Raw genomic sequence first — 12,580 nt, 5'->3', positions numbered from 1 at the left:
GCGCGCCCCTCACTTTCGGATGGCCTTGGCCCCGAACAGGCCATTGGCGCGGAAGAGGAGGAGCAGCAGGATGACGCCGAAACTGACGATCTGCCGGAAGGAGACGGGCAGGATAAGGGCGGACATCTCTTCCGCCACGCCGATGAGCAGCGCGCCCGCCACCGCCCCCATCGGATTGCCGAGGCCGCCCAGGATGGCAGCCGCGAAGATGGGGATCTGGTAGTTCCAGCCCATGAGCGGATCGATGGAGCGATCGAGCCCCGCCAGTACCCCGGCGAGCCCGATGAGGGCGCCGGTCAGCGCGAAGGTGATGCGCGCGATGGTGCGCCGCTCCACCCCACGCACGGCGGCGAGGGAGGCGTTGTCCGCCACCGCCCGCATGGCCCGGCCCAGCGGGGACGCGGTGATGACCAGGTGCAGCAGCACGAGCGCGATCAGTACCACACCGGCGGTGATGATCTGCTCATGGTTGATGCGCAGCCCGTTCCAGCGGATCGGCCGCGCCACCGCGAGATCGAAGCTTCTTGCCGAATTGCCGAAGATGAAGCGGCAGATGTTCTCCAGGACCAGCGAAACCCCCATGGAGGCGACCAGAAGCGTGATGGACCCGCGCGTGCGAAGCCGCTCGAACACCAAGGCATCGGCGATGAGCGAGGCGAGCGCCACGCTCGCCGCGGCCACCGCGGCGGCGAGCGGCAGCGGCAAGCCGAGCACCACGTTCGCGGTGTAGGCGGCATAGGCGCCGAGGGTGAGAAGGGCGCCGACCGCGAAATTGGCGAAACGCAGGATGCCGAACACCAGCGTGAGCGCGAGGGCCGGCAAGGCCAGAAGCAGGCCCGTGACGAGGCCATTGAGGAAAAGCTGCAGGGCCATGGCTCAAGCCGCCTTTCCGAAGAAGAGGCCGGCGAGGTCCGCCTGGCGGATGTCCGCGGCGGCGGCACGAAAAGTCAGCCTGCCGGCGACCAGCACGACCACCTCGTCGGCGATGGCGAGAGCGGCGGCGACGTTCTGCTCCACCAGCAGCACGGTCACGCCCGCCTCGCGCACGCGGACCACCGCCTCCATGGTCTCGCCGACGATCTTCGGCGAGAGGCCGGCCGATGGTTCGTCGAGCAGCAGCACCTCGGGATTGGCCAGAAGCGCACAGGCGAAGGCGAGCATCTGCCGCTGGCCGCCGGAAAGGTTGCCGGCGAGCGTCCGCGGCCTCTGCCGGAGTTCGGGGAAGAGATCGAGCACCCTCTCCCTCTGCTCCGGCCCCACGCCGGCGCGTCCGCGCAGAAATTCGGTGGCGAGCTTCAGGTTTTCCGCAATGGTGAGGGTGGCGAAGATATTGGATTCCTGCGGGACGTAGGAAAGCCCCGCCGCGACCCGCCGCGCCGGCGAGAGCGCCGTGATGTCCCGCCCCGTCACCGCCACCGTTCCGGCGCGGGTGGGCACGAGGCCCGCGATCGTCTTGATGAAGGACGACTTGCCGGAGCCATTGGGGCCGATGACGGCGACAATGCTCTCGGCCTTCTGCGACAGGTCGATGCCGCACACGATGTCGCCGCCCCTGCCGTAGCCGGCCCGCAGACCGGAGACGGAAAGGGCGAGGGACAATGCCTCGGCGTCTGGTGCGCGGGCCGGCATGTTCATGCTGCCACCCCGAGATAGGCGGAGACCACCCGCGGGTCGGCGGTGGCTTCGGCAAAGGTTCCGGAGACGAGGACCCGCCCTTGCGCGAGCACGTGGACCTGGTCACACACCTCTTCCACGAGGTGCATGTCATGCTCCACGATGCCGAAGGAGAGGCCCTCCGCCTTCAGCTCCTTCACCAGACTCACGATCTCTTGCCGCAGCGGCGGCGAGACACCTGCGCCCGGCTCGTCGAGCAGGATCAGCCTGGGCTTCATCAGGAGCGCGCGCGCCAGTTCGAGGAGCTTCTTCTGGCCGCCGGACAGCATCGCGGAAGGCTGGTCCGCGAGCTTCACGAGGCCCACGCGCTCCAGCAGATCACGGGCGGCTTTTGCATTGGCGCGCTCCTGCGCCCACCATCTCCCACGGCCGAACAAAGCGCCGGCAACCGTCTCGCCGGTCTGCGCCGGCGGGGCGGCAAGGAGCGTCTCGAAGACCGTAAGGCTCGAGAGTTCGCGCACGATCTGGAACGAGCGCACCACACCTTTGCCCGCCATCACATGCGCCGGCAGGCCCGTGACATCTTCCCCCTCCAGGAGCACCGTGCCGCCCTCCGGCCGCGCCAGCCCGGTGAGCGCATTGAGCAGCGTCGTCTTGCCTGCGCCGTTGGGGCCGATGAGGCCCGTGACCTCGCCGCGGGCGAGACCGAGGGTGACGCCGTCAAGGGCGGCAACCCCGCCATAGCGCCGGGTCAGCCCGCTGATCTGAAGGAAAGGGCTCGGGTTCACGTCGTCTCCACGGCAGAGGGCGGTGCCTTACTGATGCGCAAGCGCCTTTTTGATGTGCATCAAAATCGCAGATATTGAGCAGTTCTCGGGCAGTCAATTGCGACCGCACGTAGATTAGATCGATGCAATTCGCTCAAATCAAATTTATATTGCTTTGCACTTCCAAAAGTATTTTTAATGATCCGCATGTCGCGCTCGCTGGAGATCGCCCTGCTGCGCACCTTCGTCCTTCTGGTGGAGGAGAAGAGCGTCACCCGCGTCGCGCGGCGGCTGAACCGCACCCAGCCCGCGGTCAGCTTGCAGATCCGCCGGCTGGAAGCGGCCGCCGGTTTTCCCCTGTTCGAGCCGGACCTGCGGCACCTCAAGCTGTCCCGCCACGGCGAAATGCTGCTGCCCCATGCCCGCACCATGCTGCGCCTCGATGAAGAGGCCCGGCTGCGGCTTTCCGCCGACGACGTCGCGGGCCGGGTCACCCTCGGCTGCCCGGACCTCTACGCCGCGTTCCTGCTTCCGGAGACGCTGGCGCGCTTCCGCAGCACCTATCCCGGCGTGGAGGTTACGGTGCGCTGCGCGCTGTCGCGGCAATTGGCGCAGGACATGAGCGAAGGCCTGCTCGACATCGCCATCGCCACCCGCATGCCCGGCGTCTCGCCGCGTGTGGGAACCGGCACGCTGCTGCGGCCCGAGCCGCTGATCTGGCTGGGTGCCGAGGGTGGGAGCGCCCACCTTGCCGATCCCATTCCACTCGCCATGCTGCCGGACGGCAACCTCTATCGCGATTATGCGCTGGCGGCGCTCGACCGCATCGGCCGGCGCTGGCGCATCGCCTGCATTTCGGAAAGCATTGCCGGGCTGCAGTCCATGGCGCTCGCCGATTCCGCAGTGTGCGTCCTTGCCCGGTCGGTGCGCACGCCGGGGCTTGTCCCGATCGGCAGCGCCGAAGGTCTGCCGGCGCTCGAGAGCGTGGATCTGATCCTGTGGGAGCGCCACCCCGGCGGGTCGTCGGCAGCGGACCACCTTGCGGCCCATATTCGCCGCTCCGTTTCAGAGCGGGAGTGACCCAGATCACGCGGTCGCCGGCACGACCTGCAATTGTTGACGGGCCGCGTGCTAGGAAGATGGAGTGGGGATCGGTCAGACCATGCCGCCGTTGGCGCGCAACACCTGACCGTTGATCCAGCCGCCGTCCGGGCCCGCCAGGAAGGCGACCGCGCTGGCGATGTCGTCAGGCGTGCCGAGCCGCTCCAGCGGGTTCATCTTCGACATGCGCTCGATGAGCTCCGGCGACTTGCCGTCGAGGAACAGGGCGGTGGCGGTCGGCCCCGGGGCCACGGCGTTGACGGTGATGTTCCGGCCGCGCAGCTCCTTGGAGAGGATGCCGGTCAGCAATTCGATGGCGGCCTTGGTCGCGGCGTAGACGCCGTAGGTTTCAAGCTTGAGGCCAACCACGCTGGTCGAGAAGTTGATGATCCGGCCGCCGTCGCGGAGGCGATTGGCGGCCTCGCGCATGGTGTAGAGGCTGCCCTTCAGATTGATGGCGATCTGGCTGTCGATCAGCGCGTCATCGCCGTCGGCGATCTTCGCCAGCTTCATGATGCCGGCGTTGTTTACCAGCACGTCGACGCCGCCAAACGCCGCCTCTGCCGCGTCCCACATGCGGGCGACGGCCTTCGGGTCGCTGACGTCGGCCCTCGCCGTCAGCGCCTTTCCACCCGACTCCTCGATGGCCGCCGCCAGCTTTTCCGCATCGGCGACGCTGCCGGCATAGTTGATGACGACGGTGAAGCCGTCCTTGGCGAGGCGGCGGGCAGTCGCGGCCCCGATGCCTCGGGATGCGCCGGTTACAAGCGCGACTTTCCTGGTCTCTGTCATGATGGGTCTCCTTGCTGGCCGCGCCTTCAAGCGCACCGCTAGGATGCCCGCCCTTGACCTCCGGATAATCCTTCGTCATTCAACATCACTGTTCGGATCAGGCGAACAATAGCCGAAGGCTGGCCATGGACCGCTTCGACGCAATGCGGCTTTACACGCGGGTGGTTGAGCGCCGGAGCTTCACGCAGGCGGCGCAGGACCTCGGCATTCCCCGTTCGACGGCGACCCAGGTCATCCAGCAGCTTGAGGACCGATTGGGCGCGCGGCTGCTGCAGCGCACGACCCGTTCCGTCAGGCCCACTCTGGACGGCGAAGCCTATTATCAGCGATGCAAGGCCATCCTCGACGATGTCGAGACTGCCGACGGCGCATTCCGCGGCGCCAGTCCGCGCGGCCTGATGCGGGTGGAGGTGCAAGGGACGCTCGCGCGGCATTTCCTTCTCCCGGCACTGCCCGCGTTCTTCGCGCGCTATCCCGACATCGAAATCGCCATGAGCGAGAGCGACCGGTGGGTGGACGTGGTGCGCGAGGGTGTGGATTGCGTGCTGCGCTACGGCGCGCTGCCCGACAGCGATCTGGTCGCAAGGACGGTGGCGATGCTGCGGCGGATCACCTGCGCTGCGCCGTCCTACCTTGAGCGATACGGTGTGCCCGCGCATCCGGACGACATGGTCCGCCATCGAGCCGTCGGCATCCGCTCGCTTACCACGGGAAGCCTGACGCCGTTCGAATTCAGCTGCGAGGGTCAGACCCGGCGCATGGACATTCCCTCCCCGTTCTCCGTGACCGGGACCGAGAGCTATCGCGACGGGGTGCTCCTGGGTCTGGGACTGGCACAGATGCCGGTCTTCCACATCGAGCGGGATCTTCTGGCAGGGACGCTCATCCAGGTGCTCGCCGACTTCCCGCCACTGGCCGTCCCGGTGTCGGTACTCTACCCGACGAGCAGGCAGCTTTCGCCGCGCGTCCACCTGTTCATTGACTGGGCGACCCGTCAGTTCAGCACGCGGGAAGCGGTCTCGGACCTCTCGTGGCGGGTATCCTGAAAACCCGAGCCTGACGGGTCGGGCGGGGCGCGCGGCGCTGACGCCAAGGACGAGCGATCTCCATACAGAAAGTGCGTTCGCCAAATGCGGGCTGCCCGCCTTCGCGCGATCTCGCGCGCTCCCTCTTGCGGAGCGGCGTCCGATCCGATACGCCTACTTACAAGGATATAAAAGTTACTCACGAGTTTTGTGGTCGTCTGAACCGCGAACCGAAGAGCAATGGTAGGGAGGAACGGAAATGAGGCGGAGCGGATCCGAACGGACAGCGCTGCTTGCAAGCGTCGGCGCGGTGCTTGCGGCCATCGTGGCCACGGGGGGCGCCGCACTGGCGCAGACTCCGGTGAAGATCGGGGTCGTGGAAGGCCTTAGCGGTCCGCCCGCCATCGTCGATTTTGGCGAGAGCTATCTTCAGGGCATCAAGCTTGCGCTTGAGGACTACAAGGCCAAGGGCGGCAAGACCCCCATCGAGCTGGTCGTTTATGATGACGAGGCCAACCCCCAGCGCGCGGTCTCGGTGGTCCAGCGCCTCGTCCAGAACGACGGCGTCGCCGGCGTCATCGGCACGGTGTCCAGCGGCAACGTGATGGCCTTCGCCCCGGTGCTCCAGCGCGCCGGCGTGCCGCTCATCGCGGGACCGTCCGCGGCGACCGACATCACCACCAAATTCATCGATCAGAAGCCGAGCTTCATCTTCCGCTGCTCCATGATCGAGAAGTATCAGATCGACGCGATCCTCGACTGGGCCGTAAAGAACTATAAGAAGATCGGCCTGCTGCATTCCACCACCGGCTACGGCAACTTCGCCGCCCAGGAGGCGACCGCCGGACTGAAGGCACGCGGGGTCGAGCTTGCTGCGGTGGAGGCGGCGGCGCCGGGCGTCAACGACCTGACACCTCAGATGATCAAGATGCGCGACGCTGGCGTCGATCTTATCCTGCACTTCCACGAGTCGTTCGAACTGCCCTATCGCCCGCTGCCGCGGCTCGACTACAAGCCGATTTTCGCCGGCAACTGGGGCCTGTCCTCGCTGAAGGTGAAGGACATCGTGGGCGTGGAGGCGATCCAAGGCACCGCCATGGGCCAGGCGCTCGACCTGTCCGATCCGAAGGCGCAGGCGTTCAACAAGCGCATGACCGAGAAGTACGGCAAGGACTATCGCTGGCCCGTGGTCGCCGCGCTTGGCTATGACGCCGGTCAGATCATGTTCGCGGCCGTGGACAAGGTCGGCAAATCGGATCCGGCCAAGCTGCGCGATGCCATCGAGACGATCGACGGCGTTCAGGCGGTCTCGGCCACGCCGGCGAAGCCCTTCGGCCCCAACGACCATGAATGCCTCGGCCAGGGCGACATCTTCCTCGGCATCTGGAAGGGCGACACCGTGGTGCCCGCGCCGAAGTAGCGCCTTGTGGCTTCGCCGCCGGACAGCAACCGTCCGGCGGCGAAAGGCAGATCAAGCCTTTTTCTTTGTCTTCGCGCTCGGCCGCTTCGGCGCTGACGGGGCGGCAAGACCCGAGATCAAAAGGGTGGCAAAGCTTTCCATGATCTCCTCGGGCGTATTTGGACCGGAATCGCGGTACCAGGCCGGAATCCAGTTGACCACGCCGAGGGCGAACAGGCTGGCGAGCTTCGGGTCACACGGGCCAATGGAACCGTCGGAAACACCGAGGGCGATCAACCCCTTGGTGGCGGCGCTGATGCGCTTGCGGCGGGCCACCACGTCCGCGCGGTCTTCAGGGGTCAGCGAATCGACGTCGGTCAGCACGGGGCAGTTGCCGAGGTCGCCGAAGATGCCTTCCATGTAACGGCGTAGGTAGATGACCAGCTTTTCCAGGCCCGTTCCGTCGTGGGCATCAGCGAGCGCAAGACCTGCCTCGCCGTTATCCATGGCGACCTGGTGGCAAGCATAGAGCAGTTCCTGCTTGCTCTTGAAATACTGATAGAGCGTCGGCTTCGACACGCCGAGAACGGAGGCGACGTCATCCATGGACGTGTTGGCGAAGCCGCGACGATTGAAGGCGGATGCGGCCACCCGCAGCACAGCCTCGCGCTTGCGGCGGCGCTGCTCGTCTCGATCGAACGCCGCGCGCCCCGGCGCAGGGGCGCGGGTCGCCGCGCTGGGAGTGTCACTCATGAACCGGCAGATCCTGCTTTCGACGATGCCGCGGCCGGCCGTCCCGGAGAAGGGATCCGGATGATCGACCTGCGAACAAATACTGTGTCGCATGCTTGCACAAAACTAGCAAAACAGCTAGTCTGACTCATCAGTAAATATAACTACTAACTGGTAGGGAGGGCCGATGAGCATTGCAACGCTCATCCTGCAGACCGCGAGACGCCTGCCGGACAATCCCGCGATCACTGATGCCGATACGACCCTGACCTACGCCGCCTTTGCCGAGCGCGCGGCGCGTATCGGCGGCGGCTTGCAGACCATGGGCCTCTCGCGCGGCGCACGCGTCGTGCTGTTCATGGAGAACACCGGCGCGTTCTTCGAATGCCTCCTCGGCTGCTGGATCGCCGGCCTGTGCACCGTTCCGGTGAATGCCAAGCTGCATCCGCGGGAGGTGGTCGGCATCGCCGCGGACGCGGGAGCCGAGGTGATCCTCACCACGCCCGGCTTGTTTCCGGCTCTTTCTGCCGAAACCTCCGCACTCGAGCAGTTGCGCGCGGTTATCTCCACCGGCACGGATGCCTATGCCCGTCTTGCCGGTTCGCAGCCGATCGCCTGCACGGATGCGGCGGCGGACGAGCGGGCGTGGCTGTTCTACACCTCCGGCACCACCGGCAAGCCGAAGGGCGCGATGCTGAGCCATCGCAACCTGCTGGCCATGTCGATGGCCTATTATGCGGATATCGATCCCGTCGACGCCGATGACACGCACATCGCCTGTGCGCCGGTGTCCCATGGGGCCGGCCTCTACTGCCTGCCTTTCCTGATGAAGGGCGGGCACCAGGTGGTGCTTCCGGGCTTCGACGTCGAGGAGCTGCTGGACGCCATCGCGCGCTACAGCAAGGTTTCGCTTTTCGCAGCTCCGACCATGCTGACGCGCATGGCGAACCATCCGGCCATCCTCACCGCGAATCTGACGAATCTCAAGACCATCTATTATGGCGGCGCTCCCATGTACGTCGCCGACCTGAAGCACGCGCTGCGGGTGATCGGACCGAAGCTGTGCCAGATCTTCGGCCAGGGCGAGTCACCCATGACGATTACTGCGCTGCCCAAGGCGCTGCATCTTGGTCCCGGCGGCGCGCCGGCCGACGATGCGGTTCTGGGCTCGTGCGGCTTTCCCCGCTCTGGGCAGGAGGTCCGCGTGGTGGGCGAGGACGGATGCGATCTGCCGCACGGCGAGGTGGGCGAGGTAATCACCCGCAGCGACTGCGTCATGGAGGGGTACTGGAACAACCCGGCCGGGACGGCCACCGCCCTGCGCGACGGCTGGCTCTACACCGGCGATGTCGGCAGCCTCGATCCGCAGGGCTATCTCACCCTCCGCGACCGGTCGAAGGACCTCATCATTTCGGGGGGCAGCAACATCTATCCCCGCGAAGTGGAGGAGGTGCTGCTTCGCCACGAAGGGGTGCTGGAGGTGTCCGTCATCGGCGCGCCGCATGCGGACTGGGGCGAGGAAGTGGTGGCGTTCGTCGCCCTCCGGCCCGGCGCGGATGTGAATGCCACGGAGCTCGACCAGCTCTGCCTCGACAATATCGCCCGCTTCAAGCGTCCCAAGCGCTACCGCTTCGAGGCAGCGCTTCCCAAGAACAATTACGGAAAGATCCTCAAGACCGAGCTGCGCCGCAGGTTGGCGGAAGATGACGCCGCCACGCGGACGCAACAGCAGGGAGCAGCCTCATGAGGCCCGTCTTCGTCGCCGGCATCGGGTCCTCGGCCTTCGGCCGCCACCCGCAGACATCCATCGAGGCCCTCGCCATACGCGCTGCGGATGCGGCCATCCGCGAATCCGGCCTCGACCGGAGCGACGTCGGCGCGCTCTATCTCGGCAACTTCGTCGCCGGCCCGTTGCTGGGGCAGGAGGTGCTGGCGGGGCTGGTGGCCGACGGGCTGGGCCTGCCGCAGATCCCGTGCACAAAGGTCGAGGGCGCCTGCGCCTCCGGCGGCATCGCCTTCCGCCATGCCTTCCTCGCCGTGGCGACCGGCATGTGCGACATGGCCCTCGCCGTGGGCGCGGAGAAGATGACCCACGCCGACACGGCGGCCGTTACCTCGGCGCTGAACTGCGCCATGGATTTCCGCAGTGACGGCGTGAGCGGGCTCACCTTCCCCGGGCTGTTCGGCCTCGCCTGGCGCCTCTACGAGCAGCGCTATGGGGCGACGCGGGACGATATCTCTGCCGTGGTCCGCAAGAACAAGGGCAATGGCCTGAAGAACCCCCTCGCCCAGATGGGCGCGGATCTTTCGACCGAGGAGATCGGCAACGCTCGCCTGATCTGCGATCCGCTTCGCCTCTACGACTGCTGCCCGGCCAGCGATGGCGCAGCCGCCGTCCTCCTGGTGTCCGCCGATCGCCTGCGCCAGGCCATCTCGCAGCCCGTCCAGGTTCTGGCCTCGGCACAGGCCCGGGGCAGCGCGCGCATCGCCGGCCATCCCGACCTGTGCACGTTCGAGGCGACCGTCGCTGCCGCCCAGGCGGCATATAGCCAGGCCGGCATCACCGCCGACGAAGTGAGCTGCGTGGAGCTGCACGACTGCTTCTCCATTGCGGAGATCATCGATGCCGAGGACCTCGGCCTGATGCCGCGCGGCGCCGGCGCCGCCTATGCCGCCGAGGGCCGCACCGCGGTGGACGGCGACCGGCCCATCAATGCCAGCGGCGGGCTTCTCGCGAAGGGCCATCCGGTGGGGGCCACCGGCCTCGGCCAGATCTATGAGAGCGTGCTCCAGCTGCGTGGCGCGCATCCCAACCAGGTGAGGGGCGCGAAAGTGGCCCTCACCCACAATCTCGGCGGCACGGGCGTCGCCTGCACCGTCAATATCCTGCGCGCCACCGACGCCTGAGCGCGCGTCTCCTCCACAGCATCGGAACATCCCATGGGCGACATTCGCTGCGACCGCCACGGCAAGGTCTGGCTCATCACCATCGACCGTCCCGCCGTCATGAACTCCCTCGACTTCGCTGCGAATGACGCTCTGGTGGAGACTTTCCGGGAATTCGACCGCGACGACGGCGCCCATGTGGCGGTGGTCACGGGTGCAGGCGACAAGGCCTTCTGCGCCGGCGCCGACCTCAAGACCTACACGGTCAACTTCGCCCGCACCGCAGCCCCCGAGTTCCGCACCCGCTACACCAACGGCCCGGGCTTCGGCGGCATCACGCGCTCGATCGAGATCGACAAGCCGATCGTGGCCGCGGTGAACGGGTTCGCCATCTCCGGCGGATTCGAGCTGGCGCTCGCCTGCGACCTCCGCTTCTGCGCCCCCAATGCGGAGTTCGCCCTGCAGGACGCCAAATGGGGCTTCCATGCCTGCGACGGCGGGCTCATCCGCCTGCCGCAGATCGTCGGGCTCGGCCATGCCATGGAGATCATCCTCTCCGGCGAACGCGTGAATGCCCAGCACGCGTTCCGCATCGGTCTCGTCAACCGGATCGTCCCCGCCGACGAATTGGTGGCCTTCACGCTCGACTATGCCCAGATGCTGGCGAAGCGTTCGCCGCTCTCGCACCGCTTCGCCAAGGACGTGATGCGCCGCGCCGTCGGCATGCCGCTGGGCGAAGCGCTGCGGCTCGAATCCCGCTCCTTCTTCGATCTCGGCCAGAGCCAGGACATCGTGGAGGGCACCACCGCCTTCCGCGAGAAGCGCGAAGCCGACTTCCAGGGTCGCTGAGATCGCCATTATCCGTCATCAGGATCACGCCCGCCCCATGTCCTTCGTCCAGTCCGACCCGCTCGCCATCCAGATCCTGCGCTGCGCCGACTGTGGCCAGCTCGATGCCGGCCCCCGCGAGCTCTGCCCCACCTGCCACAGCCCGAAGATGGAGCCGGCGCCGGTCGATGGGTCCGGTGTTCTCGTCTCGTGGACGCTGGTGCGGCGCCCGCCGACGCGCTTCAGCGCCGACGGTCCCTATGCGGTCGCGGTGGTGGACCTCGACTGCGGCGTGCGCCTCACCGGGCGTCTCGCGCAGGTGCCGATGGAGGAGACCGATGCGCCGGCACTCGGCGCGCGGATGCGCGTCTGCGGGGGGGCCGCCGGCATGACGCTGTTCGCGCCCGTCGCGGCCAGCTGCTGATTTTCGCAAGACCAGGCCGGCGCCAGACCGGCTCGCAACGCCTTCCGGGAGAACGCATGTCCACGAGACGATCCGCAGTGCGTCCGTCCGATCCGCCCGGCGCTGGAGGGGCATCGTGACGCTGCTCAATTTCTTTCAACTGCTCGTCAGCGGCATCGCGATGGGCGCGATCTACACGCTCACCGCCAAGGGCCTGTTCATCACCCATCTGGCAACCCATCGGCTCAACTTCGGCCAGGGCGATTTCCTGATGGTGGGCGCCTTCGCCTCCATCGGCATGCTGACCGCGGGCGTGCCCGCACCGCTCGCGGTCCTGGGCGTGCTCGTCCTCATGGGTGGGCTTGGGTATCTCCTGGAGCGCTTCGCAATCCGCCCCCTCGACCGGCTGGGCGACCGGGCCGGCGCCTATTCCTGGGTGCTCACGACCGCGGGTGCGGCGCTGATCCTGCAAAACATCGTCGAGCTCGGCTTCGGCAAGTCCGCACAATATGCGCCGCCCCTCTTCTCCAAGACCCGCGACAACGTCATCAACATTCTCGGCGTCGGCATCTTCTTCGAGGAGGCGGCGATCATCATCACCGCCTTCGTCGTGGTCGGTGCCTTCTACTGGTTCCTGTTCGGCTCGCGCTGGGGGAAAGCGGTCTATGCCGTCGCCTTCAATCCGGAAGCGGCGTCCCTGTTCGGCATCGACGTGCGGGGCGTGGTGGTCCTGGTGTTCGTCCTCGCTGCGCTGATGGCCGGCATCTCCGGGGTGCTCGTCGGCCCCCTGGTGTCGGTGCATCCGCACATGGGCCTCATCTTCACCATCAAGGCGCTTGCGGTGGCCGCGGTGGGCGGCTTCACCAATCCGGTCGGCATCCTCCTGGGAGGTCTGCTGTTCGGCATCGCCGAAGCCTTCTCCAATTACTGGGACAGCGCATTTGGCGATCTCTACCCGCTGCTCTTCGTCATGGCCCTCCTCGCCGTGCGCCCGTCCGGGCTGTTCGGCGAGCGACGTGCCGACGTGCGCTGA

General features: G+C 66.9%; 13 protein-coding genes. 8 read left to right on the top strand and 5 right to left on the bottom strand.

Going from position 1 to position 12,580, the window contains the following annotated elements; all coding sequences use genetic code 11:
- Positions 1–9: 9 nt before the first annotated feature.
- From ABLE93_RS19710 to ABLE93_RS19700, 3 genes are read right to left on the bottom strand one after another with little or no spacing between them, the layout of a single operon-like run.
- Positions 10–873, bottom strand: coding sequence for a branched-chain amino acid ABC transporter permease (locus ABLE93_RS19710; RefSeq protein ID WP_348841545.1), 864 nt, complete (start codon positions 871–873; stop codon positions 10–12).
- 3 nt (positions 874–876) lie between these two features.
- On the bottom strand, positions 877–1,635 hold the full coding sequence (locus tag ABLE93_RS19705; RefSeq protein ID WP_348841544.1) for an ABC transporter ATP-binding protein: 759 nt from the start codon (positions 1,633–1,635) through the stop codon (positions 877–879).
- Complete coding sequence (locus ABLE93_RS19700; protein ID WP_348841543.1) at positions 1,632–2,402, bottom strand: ABC transporter ATP-binding protein; 771 nt, start codon at positions 2,400–2,402, stop codon at positions 1,632–1,634. Before ABLE93_RS19700 ends, ABLE93_RS19705 begins: the two co-directional genes overlap by 4 nt.
- A 177-nt stretch (positions 2,403–2,579) precedes the next feature.
- Here ABLE93_RS19700 and ABLE93_RS19695 point away from each other — a divergent pair, with 177 nt between their 5' ends.
- The gene (locus ABLE93_RS19695) at positions 2,580–3,461 is read left to right on the top strand and encodes a LysR substrate-binding domain-containing protein (protein ID WP_348841542.1); all 882 of its coding nucleotides are present in this window, start codon (positions 2,580–2,582) and stop codon (positions 3,459–3,461) included.
- Positions 3,462–3,536: 75 nt separating this feature from the next.
- Here the strand turns inward: ABLE93_RS19695 and ABLE93_RS19690 are convergent, their stop codons facing one another.
- Positions 3,537–4,274: an SDR family oxidoreductase gene (locus ABLE93_RS19690; protein WP_348841541.1), complete on the bottom strand. Its 738-nt coding sequence runs from the start codon at positions 4,272–4,274 to the stop codon at positions 3,537–3,539.
- A 125-nt stretch (positions 4,275–4,399) separates the two neighbouring features.
- Here ABLE93_RS19690 and ABLE93_RS19685 point away from each other — a divergent pair, with 125 nt between their 5' ends.
- Both ABLE93_RS19685 and ABLE93_RS19680 read left to right on the top strand, forming a co-directional pair.
- Positions 4,400–5,320 (top strand): LysR family transcriptional regulator, encoded by a 921-nt coding sequence (locus ABLE93_RS19685; RefSeq protein WP_348841540.1) that lies wholly within the window; start codon positions 4,400–4,402, stop codon positions 5,318–5,320.
- Positions 5,321–5,558: 238 nt separating this feature from the next.
- Complete coding sequence (locus tag ABLE93_RS19680) at positions 5,559–6,719, top strand: ABC transporter substrate-binding protein (protein ID WP_348841539.1); 1,161 nt, start codon at positions 5,559–5,561, stop codon at positions 6,717–6,719.
- Positions 6,720–6,770: 51 nt separating this feature from the next.
- Here ABLE93_RS19680 and ABLE93_RS19675 read toward each other — a convergent pair whose 3' ends face one another.
- Complete coding sequence (locus ABLE93_RS19675) at positions 6,771–7,451, bottom strand: TetR/AcrR family transcriptional regulator (protein ID WP_348841538.1); 681 nt, start codon at positions 7,449–7,451, stop codon at positions 6,771–6,773.
- A 166-nt stretch (positions 7,452–7,617) separates the two neighbouring features.
- On the opposite strand from ABLE93_RS19675, the gene ABLE93_RS19670 reads away from it, so the two are divergent.
- The 5 genes from ABLE93_RS19670 (at position 7,618) to ABLE93_RS19650 (ending at position 12,580) form a co-directional block, all read left to right on the top strand.
- Positions 7,618–9,177, top strand: a complete 1,560-nt coding sequence (locus ABLE93_RS19670; protein ID WP_348841537.1) for an acyl-CoA synthetase — start codon at positions 7,618–7,620, stop codon at positions 9,175–9,177.
- Positions 9,174–10,337, top strand: coding sequence for a thiolase C-terminal domain-containing protein (locus tag ABLE93_RS19665; RefSeq protein WP_348841536.1), 1,164 nt, complete (start codon positions 9,174–9,176; stop codon positions 10,335–10,337). The genes ABLE93_RS19670 and ABLE93_RS19665 overlap by 4 nt, the downstream gene beginning before the upstream one ends.
- A 33-nt stretch (positions 10,338–10,370) precedes the next feature.
- Complete coding sequence (locus ABLE93_RS19660; protein WP_348841535.1) at positions 10,371–11,165, top strand: enoyl-CoA hydratase/isomerase family protein; 795 nt, start codon at positions 10,371–10,373, stop codon at positions 11,163–11,165.
- 37 nt (positions 11,166–11,202) lie between these two features.
- Complete coding sequence (locus ABLE93_RS19655) at positions 11,203–11,568, top strand: Zn-ribbon domain-containing OB-fold protein (protein ID WP_348841534.1); 366 nt, start codon at positions 11,203–11,205, stop codon at positions 11,566–11,568.
- 115 nt (positions 11,569–11,683) lie between these two features.
- Complete coding sequence (locus tag ABLE93_RS19650; protein ID WP_348841533.1) at positions 11,684–12,580, top strand: branched-chain amino acid ABC transporter permease; 897 nt, start codon at positions 11,684–11,686, stop codon at positions 12,578–12,580.

The sequence above is a fragment of the Xanthobacter pollutisoli genome (assembly GCF_040044995.1).
GTDB lineage: Bacteria > Pseudomonadota > Alphaproteobacteria > Rhizobiales > Xanthobacteraceae > Xanthobacter.
Note: the sequence above shows the minus strand (reverse complement) of the source record. Positions and strands in the feature narration are given on the sequence as shown.